Annotated in this window: 22 protein-coding genes; 18 read left to right on the top strand and 4 right to left on the bottom strand. The window is 62.6% G+C overall.

The genetic code is table 11. The annotated features are described in order from the left end of the window. Positions 1–494: 494 nt before the first annotated feature. Both SO139_RS38220 and SO139_RS38215 read left to right on the top strand, forming a co-directional pair. Positions 495–1,559 carry a ketopantoate reductase family protein gene (locus tag SO139_RS38220; protein WP_449383861.1) on the top strand — a complete coding sequence of 355 codons (1,065 nt, stop codon included), beginning with the start codon at positions 495–497 and terminating at the stop codon, positions 1,557–1,559. A gap of 178 nt (positions 1,560–1,737) precedes the next feature. Continuing rightward, the gene (locus SO139_RS38215) at positions 1,738–2,520 is read left to right on the top strand and encodes a MetQ/NlpA family ABC transporter substrate-binding protein (protein WP_449383860.1); all 783 of its coding nucleotides are present in this window, start codon (positions 1,738–1,740) and stop codon (positions 2,518–2,520) included. Between the two features lie 106 nt (positions 2,521–2,626). On the opposite strand, the gene SO139_RS38210 is transcribed toward SO139_RS38215, so the two are convergent. After that, positions 2,627–3,037 (bottom strand): nuclear transport factor 2 family protein, encoded by a 411-nt coding sequence (locus SO139_RS38210; protein WP_449383859.1) that lies wholly within the window; start codon positions 3,035–3,037, stop codon positions 2,627–2,629. Between the two features lie 130 nt (positions 3,038–3,167). Between SO139_RS38210 and SO139_RS38205 the strand changes: the two genes are divergently transcribed. Beyond that, positions 3,168–3,371, top strand: a complete 204-nt coding sequence (locus SO139_RS38205; RefSeq protein ID WP_027524742.1) for a hypothetical protein — start codon at positions 3,168–3,170, stop codon at positions 3,369–3,371. Positions 3,372–3,388: 17 nt separating this feature from the next. On the opposite strand, the gene SO139_RS38200 is transcribed toward SO139_RS38205, so the two are convergent. Beyond that, positions 3,389–4,855 carry a mannitol dehydrogenase family protein gene (locus tag SO139_RS38200; RefSeq protein ID WP_449383858.1) on the bottom strand — a complete coding sequence of 489 codons (1,467 nt, stop codon included), beginning with the start codon at positions 4,853–4,855 and terminating at the stop codon, positions 3,389–3,391. Positions 4,856–5,004: 149 nt separating this feature from the next. On the opposite strand from SO139_RS38200, the gene SO139_RS38195 reads away from it, so the two are divergent. From SO139_RS38195 to SO139_RS38165, 7 genes are all read left to right on the top strand, one after another. Then, positions 5,005–5,817: a FadR/GntR family transcriptional regulator gene (locus tag SO139_RS38195; protein WP_449383857.1), complete on the top strand. Its 813-nt coding sequence runs from the start codon at positions 5,005–5,007 to the stop codon at positions 5,815–5,817. Between the two features lie 85 nt (positions 5,818–5,902). Further along, positions 5,903–6,862: a sialic acid TRAP transporter substrate-binding protein SiaP gene (locus SO139_RS38190; protein WP_498541642.1), complete on the top strand. Its 960-nt coding sequence runs from the start codon at positions 5,903–5,905 to the stop codon at positions 6,860–6,862. Between the two features lie 120 nt (positions 6,863–6,982). Then, on the top strand, positions 6,983–7,561 hold the full coding sequence (locus SO139_RS38185; RefSeq protein WP_449383856.1) for a TRAP transporter small permease: 579 nt from the start codon (positions 6,983–6,985) through the stop codon (positions 7,559–7,561). 4 nt (positions 7,562–7,565) lie between these two features. Further along, complete coding sequence (locus SO139_RS38180) at positions 7,566–8,972, top strand: TRAP transporter large permease (protein WP_449383855.1); 1,407 nt, start codon at positions 7,566–7,568, stop codon at positions 8,970–8,972. After that, positions 8,969–10,018: an L-idonate 5-dehydrogenase gene (locus tag SO139_RS38175; RefSeq protein WP_449383854.1), complete on the top strand. Its 1,050-nt coding sequence runs from the start codon at positions 8,969–8,971 to the stop codon at positions 10,016–10,018. Before SO139_RS38180 ends, SO139_RS38175 begins: the two co-directional genes overlap by 4 nt. Before the next feature lie 15 nt (positions 10,019–10,033). Beyond that, a complete protein-coding gene (gene uxuA, locus SO139_RS38170) occupies positions 10,034–11,224 on the top strand; it encodes a mannonate dehydratase (RefSeq protein ID WP_449383853.1) in 1,191 nt (396 codons plus the stop codon). Between the two features lie 145 nt (positions 11,225–11,369). Continuing rightward, positions 11,370–12,281: a lipase family protein gene (locus SO139_RS38165; RefSeq protein ID WP_449383852.1), complete on the top strand. Its 912-nt coding sequence runs from the start codon at positions 11,370–11,372 to the stop codon at positions 12,279–12,281. Here the strand turns inward: SO139_RS38165 and SO139_RS38160 are convergent. Further along, complete coding sequence (locus tag SO139_RS38160) at positions 12,275–13,213, bottom strand: LysR family transcriptional regulator (protein WP_449383851.1); 939 nt, start codon at positions 13,211–13,213, stop codon at positions 12,275–12,277. The two genes, SO139_RS38165 and SO139_RS38160, sit on opposite strands and share 7 nt — an antisense overlap. A gap of 211 nt (positions 13,214–13,424) precedes the next feature. On the opposite strand from SO139_RS38160, the gene SO139_RS38155 reads away from it, so the two are divergent. The 8 genes from SO139_RS38155 to SO139_RS38120 all read left to right on the top strand — a co-directional run bounded on the left by SO139_RS38155 (position 13,425) and on the right by SO139_RS38120 (position 22,085). Beyond that, the gene (locus tag SO139_RS38155; protein ID WP_449383850.1) at positions 13,425–14,504 is read left to right on the top strand and encodes an ABC transporter ATP-binding protein; all 1,080 of its coding nucleotides are present in this window, start codon (positions 13,425–13,427) and stop codon (positions 14,502–14,504) included. Between the two features lie 35 nt (positions 14,505–14,539). Continuing rightward, positions 14,540–15,253, top strand: a complete 714-nt coding sequence (locus tag SO139_RS38150) for an HAD family hydrolase (RefSeq protein ID WP_449383849.1) — start codon at positions 14,540–14,542, stop codon at positions 15,251–15,253. Between the two features lie 14 nt (positions 15,254–15,267). Next, a complete protein-coding gene (locus tag SO139_RS38145; protein WP_449383848.1) occupies positions 15,268–16,575 on the top strand; it encodes an NAD(P)/FAD-dependent oxidoreductase in 1,308 nt (435 codons plus the stop codon). A 28-nt stretch (positions 16,576–16,603) separates the two neighbouring features. Beyond that, on the top strand, positions 16,604–17,662 hold the full coding sequence (locus SO139_RS38140; RefSeq protein WP_449383847.1) for an ABC transporter substrate-binding protein: 1,059 nt from the start codon (positions 16,604–16,606) through the stop codon (positions 17,660–17,662). Between the two features lie 72 nt (positions 17,663–17,734). Then, positions 17,735–18,547, top strand: a complete 813-nt coding sequence (locus SO139_RS38135; protein WP_449383846.1) for an ABC transporter permease — start codon at positions 17,735–17,737, stop codon at positions 18,545–18,547. Beyond that, entirely contained in the window at positions 18,544–19,329 is a 786-nt protein-coding gene (locus SO139_RS38130) for an ABC transporter permease (protein ID WP_449383845.1), read from the top strand. Before SO139_RS38135 ends, SO139_RS38130 begins: the two co-directional genes overlap by 4 nt. Before the next feature lie 405 nt (positions 19,330–19,734). Beyond that, the gene (locus tag SO139_RS38125; RefSeq protein WP_449383844.1) at positions 19,735–20,229 is read left to right on the top strand and encodes an RlpA-like double-psi beta-barrel domain-containing protein; all 495 of its coding nucleotides are present in this window, start codon (positions 19,735–19,737) and stop codon (positions 20,227–20,229) included. 449 nt (positions 20,230–20,678) lie between these two features. After that, entirely contained in the window at positions 20,679–22,085 is a 1,407-nt protein-coding gene (locus SO139_RS38120) for an FAD-dependent oxidoreductase (protein ID WP_498541641.1), read from the top strand. 818 nt (positions 22,086–22,903) lie between these two features. On the opposite strand, the gene SO139_RS38115 is transcribed toward SO139_RS38120, so the two are convergent. Continuing rightward, positions 22,904–23,245, bottom strand: a complete 342-nt coding sequence (locus SO139_RS38115; RefSeq protein ID WP_449383842.1) for a carboxymuconolactone decarboxylase family protein — start codon at positions 23,243–23,245, stop codon at positions 22,904–22,906. Positions 23,246–23,587: the final 342 nt, after the last annotated feature.

The raw sequence follows: 23,587 nt of genomic DNA, 5'->3' as shown, positions 1-23,587 counted from the left end.
AAACAACTCGAGGAAACCTCGCCATTTCGCCATCACATGCTTGAACGAGCAGTAAAGCCCCGGGCCGCGCTTCGGACTGGGCTTAACGTCGGTGCAACGGAAACGCTCAAATTTGAGCTTGTTGCGGGAGAGTGGCGCGCGCAGGCAGCGGCGAGATATTGATCCCTGCAAGGATTCTGATTTTTGGAATACGGCAAATCGCCTCAGCTTGAGAGTAAGGCGACCGTTCGAGAGTCCCACGAAGCGTACGGGACCGCGGTGGATGTGGCAGCGTCGGCGCGGATACGCAGTGTTGGGCGGGCGATGGATTGAGCCGTCCCATGAGCGATTGCGAGGCCGTCAATTCATGATGGACACCGCTGTGCATTGCTGGCATACCAAATACCTGGTGTAGCGGGGCGTAAAACCATACAGCGCTTAGAGGCTTGGCATCGTCGCGTCGCCCAGGACGACCGGGATCGCTTGGGCCAGAGATCGTTTGTGAAAGAGAGAGCATGGCGCGCAACATTTTGATTCTTGGGGCCTCCTACGGCTCCTTGCTGGGGACCAAGCTTTTGATGGCGGGCCACAACGTGACCCTGGTGTGCCGGGCAAAGACGGCCGAGCTGATCAATCGCGACGGTACCGAGGTGCGTATCAAGCTGCGCGACGAGGCGGCGCACCGCGCGATCTTCTCGCGCGACCTGCCCGGCAAGCTCGACGCGGTGACGCCGGCCAATGTCGACGTCTCTCGCTATGATCTCGTCGGCCTTGCGATGCAGGAGCCGCAATACACCAATCACACCGTGCGCGTGCTCATGATCAAGATCGCGGAAGCGGGACTTCCCTGCCTGTCGATCATGAACATGCCGCCGCTGCCTTACCTCAAGCGCATCCCGGCGCTGTCAGGCGTGGACCTCGAGGAGGCCTATACCAATGCGCAGGTGTGGGAGCGCTTCAAGCCGGGCCTGGTGACGCTCTGCTCGCCGGATCCGCAAGCCTTCCGTCCGCCGGAAGAAGCGGCGAACGTGCTGCATGTCGGCCTGCCCACCAACTTCAAGGCGTCGGTGTTCGAGGACGAGAAGCACAACAAGCTGCTGCGCGAGCTCGAGGCCGATATCGACGCGGTGACGCTCGAGGGCCACGACGTGCCGGTCAAGCTCAAGGTGTTCGACTCGCTGTTCGTGCCGCTCGCGAAATGGTCGATGCTGCTCACCGGCAATTACCGTTGCATCACGCCGCACGAGCCGCAGTCGATCCGCGATGCGGTGCACACGGATCTGAAGCGCTCGCAATCGATCTACGATCACGTCGATGCGCTCGCGCGGCGTCTCGGTGCCGATCCGAGGGATCAGGTGCCGTTCGAGAAATACGCCAGAGCCGCGGAGAGCCTGCTCAAGCCGTCGTCTGCCGCTCGCGCGGTCGCCGCCGGCGCGCCGTTCATCGAGCGGGTCGATCTCCTGGTGAAGCTGATCTCTCACCAGCTCGGCGTGCCCAATGCCGAGATCGACCGCACGGTCGATACCGTCGACCAGAAGCTGAACGAGAAGATCGTGCAGGGCGGCTCCGGCGCGAGCTGACCGGCATCGATCAAACGGGCGGCGCGATGCGCTGCCAGATGCTTCATTTTCTTTTCGGCTTCATGCGGAGAAGCGCTGCCCTATTGCGTCGGCAAATTTGAAATTTCCATTTCATTGATTTCGCCGGTCAGGCGAGACATGACGGGTCAGTTCGTCTGAATTCCGTGGGAGTCCAAGAATGTCGTTTCGTTCCGTTCTGATTCTTTCGACCGTGCTCGCCGCCTGGTCGGCGGCAGCTTCGGCGGAGACCATCAAGATTGGCGTGACCCCGGGGCCGCATGCGCAGATCCTCGAGGCGGTGAAGCCGATCGCAGCGAAAAACGGGCTCGATATCCAGCTCGTCGAGTTTTCCGACTACGTCGTGCCGAACGCCGCGCTCGATGCCGGCGACATCCAGGCCAACTCGTTTCAGAACCAGCCTTACCTCGACAACCAGAAGGCCGATCGCGGCTACAAGATCGAGGCGGTGGCGCTGACCGTCAATTTCCCGATCGGCGTCTATTCGAAAAAGCACAAGAACTGGGTCGACATTCCCGATGGCGGCAAAGTCTCGATCCCGAACGATCCGACCAACGGCGGACGCGTTCTGCTGCTGTTGCGCGACAAGGGCGTGATCAAGCTGAAGGACGGCGTCGGCTTCAAGCCGACGGTGCTCGACATCACCGAAAACCCCAAGAAGCTGAAATTCATCGAGGTCGACGCGGCGCAGGCACCGCGCGCCCTTGACGACGTCGATGCAGCAGCGATCAACACCAACTACGCGACGCAGGCCGGGCTTGATCCGGTGAAGGACCCGATCCTGCGCGAAGATCCAAAGGGGCCTTACGTCAACCTCATCGCCGTCCGCGCCGCCGACAAGGATAAGCCGTGGGTCAAGATCCTCGTCGACAGCTACCACACGCCCGAGGTCAAGGAATTCGTGCTGACCAAGTTCAAGGGCGCGGTGCTGCCGAGCTGGTGACCGGCGCTAGAGCATGATCCGGAAAAGTGTGCAGCGGTTTTCCGAAAAGATCATGCTCAAACAATAGACTAAAGCGCGATGACGATTCATCCAATCTCATCGCGCTCTAGTGGAAGCTGCGGCTCGGGCCGGATGGATCGTCGTGCGTCTGCTCGACGATCTGCGCGATCGGGCTCGACTGGTGATGGACGAGCAGCCAGGCGTTGCCGATGCGCCGGAAATGATTGGTGGCGGCAAGCGCGGTGCCGTCGACGATTTCGATGCATAACACCCGTCCGCTGTCGCCTTCGACGATCGCATGCGGCTCCGCGCAAGCGATCTGCGGCCGGCTCGGGTTCTGCAGGATGTCGCGCCAGCTCCCCATCACGGTGGCGCGGCCGATGATGCCGGGCCAGCCGGGATGAACGCAGGAGATACTGTCCTCGTCCGCCCACAGCCGTTCCATGGCCGCGACGTCGCCGGCCGCGAAGGCGGCATAAAAGGCTGCGTTGGCGGCGATGATCGCGCTCTTGCTCATCCCTCCCGGGGTGGGCCAAGCGCGACCAAAAATCAAGAGCAATTTCCGTCGATTGGCCGGCGGAACAGCGGCTCATGGCCAGCGTTGTATCCGGCGAACGCAACAGGATCGAGCCTCGGGAGAGGGACTCATGGGACTTGCTCAATACGCGATCGTGCCGGTGCGCGACCAATGGGGTGTGCTGCATGACGGCAACATCAATGGTGAGTACGAGACCAAGGAGTCGGCCTTCGAGTCGGCCGCCGCCGCAGCATCGCTCGCCATCCGTCAGGGGCATGAGGTTCATCTGAGCGTGCCCGGGCGTGAGCCGGGCGAAGCCGCGCTCGGCGTCTGACCGTCAGGATTTTGGTATCAGGAGCAGGAGCTCTCCACTGTCCGCCGTGCACCCCGCGCATAGAGCTTGCCGAGCGCGTTGGTCACGGCCTCCCGCAGGCGCGGGTCGGTACCCATCGGGCCGAAGACCTTGCCGATGCCGAGCAACGCCGGAGCAAGTCGCTCGGCAACGGGGCCTTGCTCGCGAGCAATGCCTGCGAGTTCGCGCGCAAGCGGGTCGCGTACATCGATTGCGCGGTCCTGCTCGTCGGTTCCCGTGACGTAGCGCATCCAGCCGGCGACGGCGAGCGCATGCGTCTCGATCGGCAGGTCCCGGCGCAGCCGGTCCTGGATCGTGCCGAGCAGCCGCTGTGGCAGTTTTTGCGAACCGTCCATGGCGATCTGCCAGGTGCGGTGGTGGAGCGCCGGATTGGCAAAGCGCTTCAGCAACGACGCGCGATAGGCGGAAAGATCGGTGCCTGCCGGCATCGTCAGCGTCACCGCGGCATCTTCCATCACCTCAGCCGCAAGCCTCGCGAAGTGCGGATCACGCATGCTATCGGCAATGGTCTCGTAGCCCGCGAGATAGCCGAGATAGGCGAGCGCCGAATGGCTGGCGTTGAGCAGCCGCAGCTTCATCAGCTCGAACGGCTTGACGTCAGTGACCAGCTCGACGCCAGCGGCAGCAAGATCGGGGCGGCCCGCGGGGAAATGGTCCTCGACGACCCATTGCGTGAACGGCTCGGTCATCACCGGCCATGCATCCTGCATCCCGAGCGCGGTTGAGACAGCCGTGCGATCGGCATCGGTCGTTTCAGGGACGATGCGGTCCACCATCGTGCAGGGGAAGGCGACGTTCTCGCAGATCCACTTGCCGAGGTCCTTCGACCGCAGCGCGGCAAACTGCGTCACGATCCGTTGCACTGTGCGACCATTGGCGGCGAGGTTGTCGCAGCAGAGCACGGTGAAGGGGGCAAGCCCTTGCGTCCTCCGCTGCGCAAGCGCGGCGACGATGAACCCTGCTGCCGAACGCGGCGCGTCGAAATTGTTGAGGTCATGCACGACGTCCGGATGCCGCTCGTCGAGATCGCCAGTCTGCGGCGTGTGGCAATAGCCCTTCTCGGTGACCGTGAGCGAGACGATGCGGATAGCGGGATGGGCCATTTTCGCAATCAGCCGCGCCGGGTCTTTAGGCGCGACCTCGCTGCCGGCGAGGGCGCCGATCACGCGATAGTCGGTGCCTTCGGCCGAACGCACGGCGACCGTGTAGAGATGATCCTGCGGGGAGAGCGCGTCGTGGGTATCGCGACTGCGCAGGCTCGCGCCGATGATGCCCCAGGTGTTCGCGCCGGCGGCGATACAATCGTCGATGACGACGGCCTGATGGGCGCGATGAAAGGCCCCTAAGCCCAGATGCACGATGCCGGGCGTGACTCGGGAACGGTCATAGGCCGGGCGGCGGATGCCGGACGGCAGCCGGTCGAGATTGGCGCGGCCAATGCGCATGGTCGTCTCCCCCCCCTTTGCTTTCCGGCTGCTTGACATGCTGGCCTTCCTCGGTCAATGCTCTGGTCAATTGGTAAGACCAATTTTCCAAAATTGGCGGGGCCGACGGGATCGTTACCCCGGACCGGCCCTCTCTCAGGGAGGCCAGCGTGCCGCTGGAAGCTGTGGAGGCGAGACGGCTTTATCGCCAGGTCGCCGATCAATTGCGGGCTCTGATCGACAGTGGCGAGTACGCTGTCGGAAGCCGGCTGCCGACCGAGCGCGAACTCGCCGAGCAGCTCAAAGTGTCGCGGCCGACGGTGCGCGAAGCCTTGATCGCGCTCGAGGTCGAAGGCCGGGTCCGCATCCGCGTTGGCTCCGGCATTTACGTGATCGAGCCCGCTAGTCCCGCAGCGTCCGTTCCCGCAGCCCTGATCGAAGGCCCGTTCGAGCTGCTTCGCGCTCGCGAATTCCTCGAAGGTGCCATCGCCGAGCAGGCCGCGCGCGTGGCGAAGAAAGACGACATCGCGCGCATCGACGCCTCCCTCATCGCGATGGAGAACGTCGAGCAACCCGGCGAAGCCTCGATGGTCCACGATCGCGCCTTCCATATCGCGATCGCCGGCAGTCTCGGCAATGCCGTTCTGGTGCGCGTGGTCGGCGAGCTCTTCGATCAGCGCCTCAATCCTTATTTCTCGCAGCTCGCTCGCTACTTCGAAAGCCCGCGCACCTGGCGCGCCGCGCTGGATGAGCACCGCGTCGTGCGCGATGCCATTGCTGCGCGCGATCCCGAGGCTGCCCGTGACGCGATGCGCGACCATCTGTCACGCTCGCAGGAACGCTTTGCACGAAATTTCGGAGCCGAGGCCGGCGCGGCGCCGGCGCCCACCGGCGCCAGGGCGGCGCGATCGGCCGTGCGTCCGTCAAAGCCAAAACGACCGCCCAAAAAGCAGGCCGCGGGCAGCGGCACGCGGCGGCGATGACGTTGGGTGGCCTGGACCGCCGGACCGGGCAAACAAGAAGCGGACTTAGACAATGGAGGAAAAATCTGTGATCAAGAAGATGACGATGGTGCTGGCGGCTTCAGTCGCGGCAATGCTGGCTGCCACCAATGCCGGCGTGGCGCAGACCAAGCTCAAATGGGCCCATGTCTACGAGACCTCGGAGCCGTTCCATACGGCCTCCGTCTGGGCCGCGCAGGAGATCGGCAAACGCACCAGCGGGCGTTACCAGATCGACGTCTATCCGGCCTCGCAGCTCGGCAAGGAGACCGATCTCAACCAAGGCCTCTCGCTCGGCTCGGTCGACATCATCATCTCCGGGTCAAGCTTTGCCGCAAAAAGCTTTCCGCCGATCGGTGTGACCTACTATCCCTATACCTTCCGCGACGCGGATCATTTGCTCGCCTACACCAAGAGCGACATCTTCAAGGAGCTCGCCAAGGGCTATGAGGACAAGAGCGGCCATCACATCATTGCGGTGACCTATTACGGCGTGCGCCAGACCTCGTCGAACAAGCCGATCAAGACCTGCGCCGACATGAAGGGCCTCAAGATGCGTGTCCCGGACGTGCCGGCCTATCTCGCGATGCCGCGGGCCTGCGGCGCCAACACCGCGCCGATCGCCTTCGCCGAAGTCTATCTGGCGCTCCAGAACGGCACCGTCGAAGCGCAGGAGAACCCGCTGACCACGATCGAGGCCAAGAAGTTCTACGAGGTGCAGAAGCACATTGTTCTGACCGGCCACATTGTCGATCACCTCAACACCGTGGTGTCGGGCGCGCTCTGGAAGAAGCTGAGCGACGAGGACAAGAAGATCTTCACCGACGTGGCGCAGGAGGCGGCCGCGAAGGCGACCGAGGAGATTAAGCAGAACGAAGCCAAGCTGATCAGCTTCTTCAAGGAGAAGGGCCTGACGCTGACCGAGGTCGACAAGAACGAGTTCCGCGACACCGTGATGAAGAATGTCTCATTCGAGAGCTTCGGCTATCGCAAAGCCGACTGGGAGCGCATCCAGGCGGTGAAGTGAAGAGACGTCGTCGTTCCGGGATGGTGCGTTAGCACCAGACCCGGAACTTCGAGATTCCAGGTTCGATGCTCACGCATCGCTCCGGAATGACGTTCGGTTCTCTTGGGGAGGAGTAAACACATGTCGACCGCCGAATTGCACCGGCAGATCACCGCGGACGAGATCGCCCACACCTTCGAGGAAGAGGCGACGCCGAAGGTCGATCTCGGCCACTACGCCTTCGAGGACTGGCTGGCGCTCGCGATTTTCTGGGTGATGGCGCTCTGCGTCTTCCTCCAGTTCTTCACGCGCTATGTGCTCAACGACAGCTACGCCTGGACCGAGGAGATTGCGACCTATTGCCTGATCGGCGTGGTCTTCATCGGGTCGTCGATGTGCGTGCGGCTGTCGCGGCACATCCAGGTCGATCTTGTCTACCGCTATCTGCCGCATCTCGCGGCGCGCGCGCTGTCGACAGTGATCGATCTGATCCGCATCGCGTTCTTCGGCTACGCCATCCGCCTGGTGTGGATCTACATCCAAGTGATAGGCGACGAGCCGATGACTACGATCAATTTCCCCAAGAACTATGTCTACTACCTCGCGCTGCTCGGCTTCGTGCTGATGTTCGTCAGATCCCTGCAGGTAGCATTGGAAAACTGGCGGCAGGGCTATTCGATCCTCGAACGTCCAGGTGCCTACGACGGAACGGAAGGGTGATGCCATGCTGCTCTTGCTTGGGGGCTTTCTCATCCTGATGCTGCTTGGCCTTCCCGTGGCGCTCGCCATGGCGGTGTCCTCGCTGCTCTATATCCTGGTCAGCGGCATCACGCCCGACGTCACGCTGGCGCAGCGCATGATCGCGGGCGTCGAGAGCTTTCCGCTGCTCGCCGTGCCCTTCTTCATCCTCGCCGGCAATCTCATGAACATCGCCGGCGTGACGGGGCGCATCTATAAATTCGCGGTCGCGCTGGTTGGCTGGATGCGCGGCGGCCTCGGCCACGTCAACATCATCGGCTCGGTGATCTTCTCCGGCATGTCGGGCACCGCGATCGCGGACGCCGCTGGTCTCGGCACCATCGAGATCAAGGCGATGAAGGACCACGGCTATACCACCGAATTCTCCGTCGGTGTCACGGCCGCGTCTGCCACTCTTGGTCCGATCATTCCGCCGTCGCTGCCGTTCGTGATCTACGGCATGATGGCCAACGTCTCGATCGGCGCCCTGTTCCTGGGCGGTGTCATCCCGGGCGTGGTGATGACGCTGTTCATGATGGCGACGGTTGCCTATTTCGCCCACAGGAATCGCTGGGGCAGCGACACGCCATTCTCCTGGCCGCAGCTCGGCTCGGCCGGACTCGAGGTCATCATCGTCTTCAGCTTCCCGCTTGCGATCTGGCTGATGACGCTCGCCGGCGTCTCGACCAACATGGCGGTCGTCATCGGCCTCGGCGCACTGCTCGCGATCGACTGGTACTTCGACTTCTCCGCGGTGATGGCGCTGATGGCGCCGGTGATCCTGATCGGTGGTATGACGCTCGGCTGGTTCACGCCGACGGAAGCAGCCGTCGCGGCCGTGATCTGGTCGTTGTTCCTTGGGCTTGTGCGCTACCGCACCATGACGTTCAAGACGGTGGCGAAGGCGACCTTCGACACCATCGAGACCACGGCGTCGGTGCTGTTCATCGTCACCGCGGCGTCGATCTTTGCCTGGTTGTTGACCGTGTCGCAGGCGGCGCAGACGCTCTCCGACTGGATGCTCAGCGTCACCCATAACAAATGGGTGTTTCTGCTGCTGGCCAACATCCTGATCCTGTTCGTCGGTTGCTTCATCGACACCATCGCGGCAATCACGATTCTGGTGCCGATTCTCCTGCCGATCGTGCTGAAGCTCGGAATCGATCCGATCCATTTCGGCCTGATCATGACGCTGAACCTGATGATCGGCCTCTTGCATCCGCCGCTCGGCATGGTGCTGTTCGTTCTGGCCCGCGTGGCGAAACTCTCGGTGGAACGCACCACCATGGCGATCCTGCCCTGGCTGGTGCCGCTGATCCTGGCACTCATCGCCATCACCTACATTCCGGAGCTGACGCTCTGGCTGCCAAAATATATGGGACTCTCCAAATGACCTCAGTCGCTCTCGCTGCAACCCTGTTCGGCCCCGAAGACCTGCGCATGATCGAGCATCCGCTCGAGAAGCTCGGCGCGGGCATGGTGCGCATCCGCTTCGGTGCCGGGGGCATCTGCGGTTCGGACATGCACTACTTCCGCCACGCCCGTACCGGCGATTTCGTCGTGAAGTCGCCGTTGGTGCTCGGACATGAGATCTCCGGCGAGGTCGTGGAGATCGCCGGAACTGCGCCGAACCTGAAGGTCGGCGATCGCGTCGCTGTCAACCCGTCGCGCTGGTGCGGCCATTGCGTTGCCTGCCGCGAGGGCCGGCCGAACCTCTGCGAAAACATCTTCTTCATGGGTTCGGCCTCGAAGACTCCGCACATGCAGGGCGGCTTTGCCAATTACTTCGATGCGATCCCGGCACAGTGCGTGAAGATCCCGGATCACGTCTCATATCAGGCCGCGGCGCTCGCCGAGCCGCTCGCGGTCTGCCTCCACGCCGTCGCGCGCGCCGGTGACGTCAAGGGCAAACGCGGTATCATCTTCGGTGCCGGCCCGATCGGGCTCCTGACCATGCTCGCCGCGCGCCGCGCCGGCATGGCCGACATCACGGTCGCCGACATCGCGCCTGCGCCGCTTGTCTTCGCGACCCGGCTCGGCGCCTCCCACGTCGAGAACGTCTCAGGCGGCGAGGAGGGCCTGAAGACGCAAGCCGCGGCGCGTCCCTATGACGTCGCCTTCGAGGTCTCCGGCACGGCCGCGGGCCTTGCCAGCGCGATTGGCATCGTTCGTCGTGGCGGCACCGTGGTGCAGATCGGCAACCTGCCGGGTGGCCAGATTCCGACGCCGGCAAATGCCGTGATGGCCAAGGAGATCGACCTGCGCGGCTCGTTCCGCTTCGGCTTCGAATTCGCGACCGCGGTGGAACTGATTTCCGATGGCAGCGTCGATGTGCTGTCGCTGGTCACGGCCGAGCGTCCCTTGTCGACCGCGCCCGATGCGCTCAGGCTGGCGCTCGACCGCTCGCAGAGCGTCAAGGTCGTGCTGACCGCAAACTGAGCCGGGAGAAATGTCATGATGCTGCAGGGATGGCGCTGGTACGGGCCCGATGATCCCGTGTCGCTCGATGATGTCAGGCAGGCTGGTGCGACGGATATCGTCTCGGCGCTGCATCAGGTGGCGATCGGCGAGGCCTGGACGCGCAAAGGCGTCGAGGAACGCAAGAATTTCATCGAGAAGGGGCAGCCTGGCCGCTCGCAACTGACCTGGTCGGTCGTGGAGTCAATCCCGATCCCCGACGACGTCAAGCGGCTCGGGGCTAAGGCAACCCGCTCCATCGAGGCGTGGATCGCGAGCCTGGAGGCGGTCGCTGCCGCCGGCATCAAGATCATCTGCTACAATTTCATGCCGGTGGTCGACTGGTGCCGCACCGATCTCGAATGGGAGCTGCCGAACGGCGCGCGTGCCATGCGCTTCGACGGGGATCGCTTTGCCGCGTTCGAGTTGCACATCCTCAAGCGTCCCGCCGCGTTCCAGGAGTATTCGCCTGAGCAGCAAGCCCGTGCGAAGAAACTCTTCGAGCAGATGAGCCAGGCTGACATCGACTATCTCGTCATGGTGATCGCGAGCGCGCTTCCGGGTTCGACCACCGAGCCGATGACCCTTCCGCAATTCCGCGACCGGCTCGAGCAGTACCGCGACATCACACCAGAGATCCTGCGCCAGCATCTCGCCGAATTCCTCGCACACGTCGCGCCAGTGGCGGAGCAGCTCGGCGTATCCCTGACACTACACCCGGACGATCCGCCGCGCCCCCTGTTTGGCCTGCCCCGCGTCGCCTCCACGGCCGACGACTATCAGGCGCTGTTTGACGCCGTGCCGTCGAAAGCCAACGGCATCTGCCTGTGCACGGGCTCGCTCGGCGTGCGCGCCGACAACAACCTGCCGGCAATGGCCGAGCGCTTCGGCCCGCGCATCGCGTTCGCGCATTTGCGTGCGACCAAGCGTGAGGACGACGGTCTGTCCTTCTACGAATCCGATCATCTCGATGGCGACGTCGACATGGTCGCCGTGCTCAAGCGGCTCCTGAAGGAGAACGCGCGGCGCGCGCCCGACAAGCAGATCGTATTCCGCCCCGACCACGGTCATCGCATGCTTGATGATCTCGCTGCGACCAAGCGCACCAATCCCGGCTACACCGCGATCGGCCGCCTCCGCGGCCTCGCCGAGCTGCGCGGCGCGATCAGGGCGATTGAGCATCAATAGGGACGTTCGGCTGTCGCATTTCTTTCGTAGCGAGAGTTGTTGCTTTTGCTCGCAGAGATTGTCTCCGGTTCCTTTTTGTGTCAGAGTGGCTGCATTGCATTTCGATCGACGCATTGCAGCCACAGGCCATTTATAGGAGCCGAACATGAGCTTCTTGGTCGAGCGTCCGCCTGAGCAATATGATCGGGCCGCCTTCTCCGGTTTCAACACGTCCGATACCTTCAATCTCGGCACCGCGCGCGCGATGATGTGGATGTCGCAGCTTGCCTACGAGACCCACGTACCTGCGACGATCGCCTCCGTTTCCAAGCTCTTGCAGCTCTCTGAAGTCAGGGTGTTGAGCAAGCCCGCGGTATCGACGCTACCGATGACGGATACGAGAGGAGTCATCGTCAAAAGAGACGATGCGACCATCGTGGCCTTCGCGGGTACGGATCCCCTCCATCTTTTGAACTGGGTCAGCGACTTCACGCTGGGCCGGCCGCAGGCGGCTGTGCACCAGGGTTTTCGCGATGCGGCGGCGGCCGTCTGGAACGACGCGAAGGGGGCGCTTGCGGCCGCACGCGACAGTGGTTCGCCGGTCTTCATCACCGGACACAGTCTGGGCGCCGCGATCGCGGTGGTCACTGCGGATTTCGCCCGCCGGGAGCTTCAACTTGGCAACGCTCAGATCTATCTATTCGGCTGTCCGCGCGTCGGCCGGGCCGACTTCGTCGCACCCTACAACATCACGTTCGGAGCGACGAGCTACCGTCTGGTCCACGGTGCTGATATCGTTCCCACAGTGCCCCCGCCGCTGCTCGGATTTCACCACGTCGGCGGCTATCTGGGCTGCGCCTCGGGTAGCAAGTTCAGCGCCGATACGGCAAAGCCCGCTTTCGGCTCGGACGAGCCGGAGGCAGACGCCGGGGTGGGTGAACGGCTCCGCAATCTCTTCTTGGGTTTCTCGGAGAATGCGCGGAGGGATACGCTCGGCGATCTCTCCGTCGTCCTGCCGCCTGGGATCGGCGATCATCTTCCCGACCGCTACTGCGCCGCGTTGACACCCGCTCAATAGCAGGCGGCCATCAGATCGAGCTTGGGATACAACTGGTCGATTGCCGCGATCTCGCTGCGCATCTGCGCGATGATCCAGTCGCGGATCTCGGCGGCAAGAGGCCGCATCGGCCGGTTGCGCGGCGGCAGGAATTCGCAAATGCGGCGCGTGGTCGTGAGCGCATCGGACGCCGGCACCAGTGCGCCGGTGAGCAGCCAATGCGAGGCGACGGTCAGCCAACCGAGCGCGATGCCCTGGCCGAGCAGAGCGGCCTGTACCACGACGGCATAGTCGGTGAAGCTCAGCGCCTTGGCCGGGCCGCGGCGCTTGGTGAGAAACTTTGGATAGTCCGCCGCCCAGTCGCCCGGCGTCTCGGCGAGCCGGATCACGGTGTTGCCCTCCGCGGCCTCCGCCTCGCTCATGTAACCGGGGCTGCACACTGGCAACATGACTTCCTTCATCACCAGCGTGCCGCCGGAGTGAGGCTCCTCGCGGTCGCGAAAGCGCATGCCGAGATCGACATTCTCGACCGGTCCCCGCAGCGCGCCTGAGATCAGCTGGAAGCGAAGGTCAACTTGAGGAAAATGCCGCTGCAGTTTGTCGATACGCGGCATCAGCCAATGCGTGGTGAAGGCGGAAGAGACGGAGAGCGTGACCGTCTCGGTACCCTTGCGCCGCCGCTCGATCTCGATCAACCCGGTCTCGATGCTGCGAAAGCCTTCGAGCACGCGGCGGTACAGCAGTTCGCCTTCCTCGGTAAGCACCGCGCGCCCCGCCTTGCGGTCGAACAGGCGGACGCCGAGGTGCTCCTCGAACTGGCCGAGCATCCGGCTCACCGCCGGCTGCGTGACGTTCAACTCCGCCGCTGCCGCGGTGAAGCTGCCGTTGCGCGCAGCTGCGTCGAAGACGAACAGGGCATTGGAGGAGGGCAGCATCCGGCGGAGCTCGGGCATAACTTGATGTTATGCGACCGGTAAGAATTTGGCAATTGCCGAGTTTTGCCAAGTCTGGTGTCATTGGCATGACAGGCTAAAGACAAGGCTTGTAAGAGAAGATTGCGTGCTCATGATGCTGCAATCGCAAGCTGATCTCCGGTCTGTATATAAAGCAAGCTTATGGCGTGCAGTGAGGCGCGCCGCCCAGGGGCGTGACGAGGGTCGATCGTTGGACAAACGAGCGGAAAGCGTCGAAATCAGGTCCGCAAGCAAGGCTTACGGCGCGGTTCGCGCCCTTGATGACGTGTCGCTCAATGTCGGCGCCGGCGAGTTCGTCTCGCTGCTCGGCCCGTCCGGCTCCGGCAAGACCACGCTGCTTGGAATCCTCGGTGGCTTCATCCTGCCATCGAGCGGCTCGATCCATTTCGGCGGCCGCGACGTCACCTACATGCCGCCGCACAAGCGCGACATCGGTGTGGTGTTCCAGAACTACGCGCTGTTCCCGCACATGAGTGTCGGCGAGAACGTCGCCTTCCCCTTGCGCGCCCGCCGCCTGCCGAAATCGACCTGGCCCGACAGGGTGCGAGCCGCGCTCGCCATGGTGGGGCTGTCCGGTTACGAGCATCGCGGCACCGCGCAGCTCTCCGGCGGCCAGCGCCAGCGCGTGGCGCTGGCGCGCGCGATGATTTTCGAGCCGCGCCTGATCCTGATGGACGAGCCGCTCTCAGCGCTCGACAAGCAGCTCCGCGAATCCATGCAGATCGAGCTGCGTGCGCTGCACAAGCGCATCGGCGCCACCATCATCTACGTCACGCATGACCAGCGCGAGGCGCTGACCATGAGCGACCGTGTCGCCGTGATGAAGGACGGCAAGCTGATCCAGATCGACGAGCCCGCGCACCTGCACGATCACCCCGCGGACTCCTTCGTCGCGAGCTTCATCGGCGAAGCCACTCTCTTGCCCGTCCGTCGCGTTGATTCATGCAGCGTCGCGCTCGGCAATTTCGTGCTGCGCAGCGCCCGGACTATCCCACCGGGCGATGCGCTGATGCTCGCAGTGCACAGCGAAAAGCTCTTGATTGACGACGGCGCAGGCGATGGGACCCGCAACCGGTTGACCGGCAGCGTCACCGACATCGTCTACCAGGGCGAGAGCCTGCGCATCTTTCTCGGCCTCGCCGACGGCGCTGCGCTCAGCCTGCGCCAGCCGGCCCATCACGAAGCCTATCGCCGCATTCCGCCAGTCGGCGGCAATCTCACCGTCACCCTTCATCCCGAGGACACCATCGTCGTGCCGAGGGTGGACTAGCTCCAGCCTTGCTCCAACCAAAGAGAAGAAGCCCAATGTCGTCCCAAGCCCCGTTCAGCAATTTCAAGGTCCTCACCTTCGACGTCGTCGGCACCTTGATCGATTTCGAGACCGGCGTGCTGTCGGCGGTGCGCAGAATCTCGGGCAAGACGCCGGCCGAACTCAGCGACGACAAGATCTTCGCCTCCTACAAGCGCGGCCGCGATGCGAATCCCGAACGTTCCAGCGAGGTGATGTTTCACGTCTATCGCTATCTCGCCAAGGAGCTGGGTCTTCCGGCCGACGACGCATCCTGCGATGTGTTCCAGCTCGCGGTGCTGCGTTGGGCACCGTTCGCGGATTCGGTTGAAGCGTTGAAGCGTCTGCGCACAAAATTCCGCCTGGTTGCGATGACCAACGCAGATCGCGTCGCGCTGTCCTGCTACGCGCATGCGCTCGGCAATCCCTTCGACGACACCGTCTGTGCCGACGACACCGGCGTTGCAAAGCCTAATCCGGAATTCTTCGCCTACAACAAGGGCCGGCAGTCGGCGTTCGGCTACAAGCAGTCGGACATCCTGCACGTCGCGCAGAGCCAGTATCACGACATCGGGATCGCGCGGAAGCTCGGCTACAAGGTGTGCTGGATCGAGCGGCGCCAGGGTCTCGCCGGTTTCGGCGGAACGCCGGAAGTGCCGACCCTGACCAAGCCCGACTTCCATTTTCCCACGATGAAGGCCTTCGCCGACGCCGCCGTCGGCGCTGCGTGAGCATGAGTGGACGCATGACAGGGAACTGGATCGCGCAGCCATCCGCCAACTCGCTATGGGCGAGCACGGCGGAGCCTGCTCACGAGTTTCCGGTCCTGTCGGGCGAGCATCAGGCGGATGTGGTGATCATCGGCGCGGGCTACACCGGCCTGTCCGCGGCGCACCACATCGCCAAGAGCGGTCTGTCGCCGATCGTGCTGGAGGCGAACCGCCCCGGCTGGGGCGCGAGTGGCCGCAATGGCGGCGTGATCACCGCAAAATTCCGCCTGTCGTTTCGCGAGGTCGACGCCGCGCATGGCCGCGCGATGGCCAAGCGCATGTACGAGATCGCGCATGAATCGACCGATATTGTCGAGGAACTGGTCTCCGAATTCGGCATCACCAGTGCGGCGTTGACGCGCACCGGCCAGGTCAAGGCCGCACACAACGAGACGACACTCCGGGCGGCGATCGACGAGGCCGACTGGATGAAGCGCGAGATGGGCGATGCTGAGGTCCGTATCCTCGACAAGCGCGAGGTGCGTGATGAAACCGGCTCCGATGTCTTCGTGGGAGGCGTGCTCAATCCCGGCTCCGGCGGGATCCATCCGCTCAACTATGTGCGTGGCCTCGCCGAGGGCATCGCGCGTCGCGGCGTTTCCATCTTCCAGGATACGCCGGTGCTAAAGCTTAGGCGCGAGCAGGGCGGTCTCGTCGCCGAGACGCCGCAAGGCACGGTGCGCGCAAAGCAGGCGATCATCGCCACCAACAGTTATTCCGACCTGACGGATGCGACGCGGCACCTGCAGCACACACTGATCCCGTTCCGCAGCGCGATCATCGCGACCGACCGGTTGCCGCGCAATCTCGCGGGACGGCTGATGCCGACGGGCCGCACCTACACCGAGACCAAGCGCATGATGCGCTGGTTCCGCATGGTCGACAATCGCGTGATTTTTGGTGGCCGCGGCGCCTTCGGCAAGCAGGATTCGGAAGCCGCATTTGAGGCGCTGCGCAAGGCGATGGTCGGAATATTCCCTGATCTCGTGGACGTGCCGCTCGCGTTCAAATGGTCGGGCCTCGTCGGAATGACGCTGGACTCGGTGCCGCATATCGGCCGCCTCGACGAGCGCACGCTATTCGCGATGGGCTACAATGGCGCGGGTGTGGCGATGTCGAGCCTGATGGGCCGCTATCTCGCGGCCTTCGTCCGCCGCGAAAAGCCTGATGTCGGGCTGCTCGATGCGAGACGTCTCAAATTCATTCCGTTCTATTCGCTCCGCGAGCCCGCCGTGCGCATGGTCGCCGGCTGGTATCAGTTGCTGGATGCGATCGGGCAGTGAGTTTCTTTTGACGACAGAGGAGGCGAGGATGACGAAATTGGGCTTCAGTTTTGGACACGCGGTCCTGGGCGCATCGCTCGGTGCGTTTGGACTGGCTAGCACGGCGGCCGGTGCCGGTGAGCAGATCACCTTCGTCTCGCAAGGCGGCGCCTATCAGCAGGCGCAGACGGTGGCGATCCTCGATCCCTCCGCCAAGAAGCTCGGCATCACCATCAACCAGGATTCCATTCCCGACGCCTGGCCCGCGATCAAGACGCAGGTCGGCAGCGGTAAGCCGATCTGGGACGTGGTGGACACGCCGACCGGCTATTGCCTGCGCGGCGGCGAGCAGGGGCTGATCGAGAAGCTCGACTTCTCCAAGATCCCGAATGCTGCCGCGATGCCTGAGGCCTATCGCAATGCCTATTCGGTGTCCTACGAGTTCTATTCCAGCGTCCTCGCCTTCAGCCAGAAGACGTTCCCGAAGGATGCGCCCAATAGCTGGGCCGATTTCTGGGACGTCAAGAAATTCCCCGGGCGCCGCGCGCTCCGCAACCACCCCATCGCAACGCTGGAAGCCGCGCTGATGGCCGACGGCGTCGCTCCCGACAAGCTCTATCCACTCGACGTCGAGCGCGCCTTCAAGAAGCTGGAAGAGATCAAGCCGAACATCACGGTGTGGTGGACCTCCGGCGCGCAGTCGGCGCAGCTTCTCAATGACGGTGAGGTCGACATGGAGATGGCCTGGAATGGCCGCGTCAGCGCGGTCGCCAAGGAAGGCGCCAAGGTCGCCTTTACCTACAACCAGGGCATTTTGCAGAGCACCTCGCTCTGCATTCTCAAGGGAGCGCCGAATCTCGAGACGGCCGTGAAGTTCCTCAACGAGGCCGTCGATCCCGTGCATCAGGCCAATTTGCCGCTGAACATCGACTACGGCCCGGGCAACCCGAAGGCGTTCGACACCGGCGTGATCAAGCCGGAGCGCGCTGCGCAATTGCCGAGCGAGCCCGCGAACGCAGCGAAGCAGGCACTGATGTCTTACGCCTGGTGGTCGTCGCCGGCGGGCGAGGCGGCCGAGAAGCGCTGGGCCGCGTTCATGCAGAAGTGAACCAGCGAGGCAGCGTTGACGACATCAAAACCAGATCCTTCGCTCAGACATCAACGCCGTGAAGACGGCCTGATGCTGGCCCTGGTGTCGCCGGCGCTGCTCGTCATCCTTCTGCTGATCGTGCTGCCGGTCGGATGGCTCGCCTGGCAGTCGATCTATCACGACGGATTCACGCTCGAGCATTATCGCCGCATCTTCACCGAGGATATCTACTGGCGCAGCTTCGCACTGACCTTCGAGATCAGCCTGCTGGTGACGGTGCTCGCGCTCGTGCTGGGTTATCCCGTGGCCTATGCCGCGAACGCGGTGCCGAAGGCATGGAGCGTCGTCATCCTGGCGCTCGTCGTACTGCCGTTCTGGACCAGCGTGCTGGTGCGCGCCTATGCCTGGCTCGCGCTGCTCCAGCGCACCGGTGTGATCAATCAGCTCCTGCGCTACCTCGACGTGATCGGTGAGCCACTTGCGCTCGTCCACAACACTTTCGGCACGGTGGTTGCGACGGTGCACATCCTCTTGCCTTTCATGGTGCTGCCGCTCTACGCCACCATGCAGAAGATTCCGAGCGATCTGATGCAGGCCGGCGCCAGCCTGGGTGCAAGCCCGGCGCTCACCTTCTTCCGCGTCTTCCTGCCGCTGTCGCTGCCGGGCGTGCTCGCCGGCTCGACCATGGTGTTCGTGCTCTGCCTCGGTTTCTACATCACGCCGGAACTGCTCGGCGGCGGACGCACGGTGATGGTGTCGATGCTGGTGAGCCGCAATGTCGAGCTCTACAACCAGTTCGGCGCGGCCAGCGCGGTCGCCGTGGTCCTTCTGCTCAGCGTGCTCCTGATCTTCTTCGTTGTCAGCCGTTTCGTCTCGCTCGATCGCGTGTTGGGGCAGAAATGAGAACAGTCTCGCCCGCCCGGATCGCCTTGATCGCGGCCTGCGCGCTGGTGCTGATCTATCTTATCCTGCCGGTCCTGATCATCGTGCCGATCTCGTTCTCCAGCGCGCGCTTCCTGACGTTCCCGCCGCCTTCGCTGTCGTTGCGCTGGTACCAGCAATATTTCTCGAACCCCGCCTGGATGCAGGCGACGCAGGTGACGCTGATCGTCGCGGCCTTCACGGTCGTGATTGCCACCCCGCTCGGCGTCGCCGCGGCCTACGCGATCAGCCAGTCGAAGCTGCGCATCATGCGCATGATCCACATGGGGCTGCTCTTGCCACTCGTGGTGCCGATCATCATCACCGCGGTCGGCATCTTCTTCATCTATGCAAGGGTCGGGCTGGTCGCGACGCTGCCGGGTCTCGTGCTCGCCAACGTGATGCTGGGCCTGCCTTACGTCGTCATCTCCGTGCTCGCGGGTCTGCAAAGCTTCGATCCCGCGCAGGAGATGGTCGCGCGCAGCCTCGGTATGAACCGTCTGCGCAGCTTCTTCGTGGTGACGCTGCCGCAGATCAAGTCCAGCGTGGTGGCAGGCGCGATCTTCGCCTTCATCTCGGCGATGGACGAGACCATCATCGCGCTTTTCATCTCGGGTGGTCAGTACCAGCCGCTGACCAAGCGCATGTTCACCGCACTCCGCGACGAGATCGATCCGACCATTGCCGCGATCTCGACGCTGATGACGGCAGCGTCGTTCATGCTGGTGTTGCTGGCGAGTGCGCGGCAACGGAAGAGCGGGTGAGACGGTTCATCGAGACGCTTCCCACCAAAACATCGAAAACAACCCCATGCAAAGTAGAACGACCGTCGCCGGCGGGAGATGACCTTGCGCGGCGTAAGACATTCCTACGTCGTGCAAATCAGCAAAACAGGCGCATCGCCGCGCGGACTCGATTGCTTCGCTGAAGGGCTCGACGCGGCATTGCACGCCAGGTTCCATTCAGTCATGCTGCTGACGCATTCTCTGTCTTAGTCGGTGAGAACTTAAAACAATGTGCGAGGAACCACCCTGGTTCCCGCAACGGTTCCGCCGCCAGAGTTGGCACGAATCCGCAAAATATCGGCGCAAGTTCGTGAACGCTCCGCGTTCGCTTGACCATGTTTTGCGGCATCGGGGAACCGGACGATCGAGAAAATCAAAGGAGTTATGATGGTGTTCCGCTCGAGCGCCGCAATTTGCGGCGCCGTGGTTGCGCTTGCCGTTTCCGTCACCGTTGCCCGAAGTGAATCGGGTGGAGTTCACTCAAGCGCTGTAGTCAATGCCGCCTGTGGAAATGCGATCGTTGGCGCAGCATCCATGTATAATCCATTCAAGCCCGGCAAGGAGGAGGGCGGTCCGAACACAGCCTCCGGCGAGCGTTATGATCCCTCCGTTTGGGCGGCTGCCATCAAGACGAGCCTGCGTCAGAAATTTGGTGGGGTCCAATTTGGCGTGAGGCCGAAGTATGCCCTCGTCGAGGCCGTGGGCAAGAAAGTCATCGTCAAGATAAATGACGTGGGACCACTAAGGCCAGGCCGCATCATTGACCTCAATGAGCGGACGATGCGCCATTTCGATCCAAGCCTGCAGCTCGGGGTAATTTCCAGCGTAAGAGTTAGCCCGCTTGCCGGCGACTATTGGATCCCCGGACCGGTTGGCTGAACATCCCACCCGCAAGAGATACAACACGGCCTTCAGTGGGAACGCCCTGATGGCCGTCTCGCCGCTGATCTCTGGGGCGATGCCAGTTGTGGCGGCAAGGCGCGGCTGGCGCAGTTTGCGTTACCATCAGTTCTGAAACGCAAAGAAGAGTCTGACCAACGTTTCCTTTTTGGCTCTGGGCCGAACAACTAACGTACGGGAGATCGGACATAATGCGATGATTGCGCTGATCGCCGGTTTTGCCCCATAGGCGACCAATGAGACGTCGCCTGTGACACCAGGCTCCGAAGGCAAGCGGACGAGGGCTTTGAACCTCCGGTTCGCCGCATAGACCTATGTCTTGAGTCAGTCCTGCCTGCGTGAGTGGGTGTCGTTGTCGTTTCGCCGTGTGGCAAGACGATGAGGATTCCGCCCGTTTCCGCGGTTGACCGAGCTCTAGGGAGAGGGCGATGAGCAAAATCCTGGTTTGCGGTGGAGGTGTGATTGGATTATGCGCAGCGATGATGCTTGGCCGCGACGGCCACGACGTCACAGTCCTAGAGGCTGACTCTGCAGGTCAACCTATTGCATCTGCCGAGGGATGGGATTCCTGGGAACGCCCCGGAGTTGCCCAATTCAGGCAACCTCATAATCTCAGTTCGCGATTTCGGATGATCAGCGATCAGGAATTGCCGGGCTTGACGGATGATCTGCTTCGAGCCGGCTGCGTTTGGGTGGACTATCTCGACAGCCGATCCCTTCCGCCGTCCATAACGGACCGGACGCCGCGTCCGGGCGACGAGACCATACCCTTCGTCACTGGTCGGAGGCCCATCGTAGAATGGGCCGTGGCTGCAATGGCGCAAGCCGCGCCTAACGTGAGTATTCGTCGGGGGACCAAGATTTGCGAATTGATTACGGGCGCTTCGGCGGTTCCCGGTGTGCCGCACGTTGCTGGGGTACGTACTACATCCGGAGAAGAAATTCGCGCTGATCTGGTAGTCGACGCCATGGGACGGCGAAGCCTGGCTTGCGATTGGATCGTCAGCGCGGGAGCCCGCAGCCCGATTGAGGAAGCCGAAGACAGCAACTTCGCTTATTTTACACGATATTTCTCCGGGCAGCAGCGGCCCCGCAGGATGGGCCGCGCGCTCACGCCGATGGGCTTGTTCTCGATCCTTACCTTGGACGGGGACAATGATACTTGGTCAATTACTTTGTATACCTCGGCGAAGAACAAGGCGATGCGAGCCTTGCGTGATACGACGACATTCCATCGCGTCGTCTCCGCGTGCCCGCGGCACGCCCATTGGCTCGATGGCGAGCCAATAACGCCCGTTCTTCTGATGGCGGGAGTTATCGACCGGTACCGACGGTTTGTCGTCGATGGTCAGCCCGTGATCACCGGATTCGCCGCTGTAGGTGATGCATGGGCGTGTACCAACCCATCTGCCGGAAGGGGCTTGAGCGTTGGCCTTTTGCACGCACAGGTACTCCGCAATATTGCCCGCCGATACATCGACGATCCCGAAGCGTTCTCCCGGGCATACGACGCTGAGACCGAGAGCCAAGTCGGCCCGTTTTATCGAAACCAGATCGCCGCGGACCGCGCGCGGATCGCTGAAATGAGCGCACTGGAAGAGGGCATGCCGGTCCCCGCACCCAACCCAGTCATGGCCAAGCTCCTTTTTGCATCATCCCAAGACGCGGACGTCCTCCGTGGCATCATTGAAATTGCGATGTGCCTTGCGTTGCCTCAGGAAGTCGTCGCTAGACCGCATATAGCGGCAAAACTCGCCGAATTGGACGGTCATCAATTGCCGCAAGACCCCAACCTCATCGATCGACGTCAGATGGCAACGCTACTGGGCGGTTAATCTGAACGAAATCAGACGATCATTCGCGCGCGGCCCCTTCTTGTCGAGCGCAAGTGATCCGTCTCGAGGCGATGCGTGGTGCGGCAATTGCCGAATTATCCACGCTTGCGTTTGTGGCGCAGGATGATCGCGAGCAGGTCAGGCGAAGGGCTAAAGCGTGATGAGATCGGGATGAATCGTCATCGCGCTCTGGGTTGTTGTTTGAGCACGATCTCCGCGCAAACGCGTTCCGCGTTTGTCGCGAAAAAAACCGTTCCACATTTTTCCGGATCATGCCCTAGGAAGTTCCTACCCTTGGAATGTCCGCTTTGCCGCCAACGGCTGCCGTTTCAGCGATGCCGCCAATCCCGTACAAAGAGACTGCATCCCTCGAGGCGCAACTCTTGTCTCAACAGCGCTCGAAAATCTTGGCCCCCGGGTACGCTCGCCGAGCATACGTAACAACCAACTCTCGATCCTGAGTCTCCAGGAATGGCGTCCGGATCTGGCACGACCCGACGATCAGGTGCCATAGCCCATTGAGCTTCTGAATGATGACGTTCATGGGTGCATCTCCAAGAAACTGCATCGCAGCAAACATCTTGTCTTGGCGACAGTCTCATGACTTGCTCGCTGAAACAGTGACCCTGCTCACGGATTTCGGAACACAGGCCATGGTTTTCAGGGCGCTCTGAGCCCGGTGCCACCTTCTCGGAGAGCCGGTGCGGCTTGCAGCAACTCTGCTCGGCATTCCAATGTTGCCGACAATGTCAGAACCAGCCGGGGGCAAGCGGCCGTGCATCGCGGACGGGCGAAGCACGACCGACACTGCCGACGCTTCAAGCGGTAATATCGAACGCGTCAAGTGTGCGGGTCGAGTACACCAAGGCTGCGCCGGCGTTGACGCTGATGCCAACGCCCAAGGCTTCGGCAATCTCCTCCTTCGTGGCGCCGAGCTTCTTCGCTGCTGCGGTGTGAACGGTGATACAGCCGTCGCAGCGCAGCGTGATCGCGACCGCAAGCGCGATCAACTCGCGCGACTTGGCATCAAGGTGTCCGGTCTTTGCGCCGGCCCCGCCAAGCGCCATGTAGCCCTTGACGGTGTCTGGTGAGAGCTTGCCGATCTCTCCGACGCGGGCGAGGATTTGGCTTCGGTAGTCGTTCCAATCGAGCATCGCCATTTTGTCTCTCCATGGTGTGGGCCGAGATTTGGAGGCCCTGAAAGATGCATCATCAGACGTCAGTCCCAAGTTGCCGTTGCGGCGCGATTTTGAATAACTCCGTTGTATGGTGTGTTTGCGGCGCGTCGGAGCTCAGGAGCAGCGATCCGATGAGTCGTCGAGCGCGCCTCTCGCTGGCGCAATGCCTGTCGTAGAAGAGGGGCCACGCTCATTTTGAAGGCGGGCCGAACGAACGAGATCCGGGCAAGCTGAGATGTCCGTTCATGGCCGATTCCGTTGAAAAAGGCCGCGGTTGCGACTCAGAGATACCAGTGATTCAGTCTGTCTAGTTGGCAGGACTGA

This window comes from Bradyrhizobium sp. UFLA05-89, from assembly GCF_059803475.1.
The sequence above is the reverse complement of the archived record's forward strand: the minus strand, read 5'-3'. Positions and strand labels throughout refer to the sequence as shown.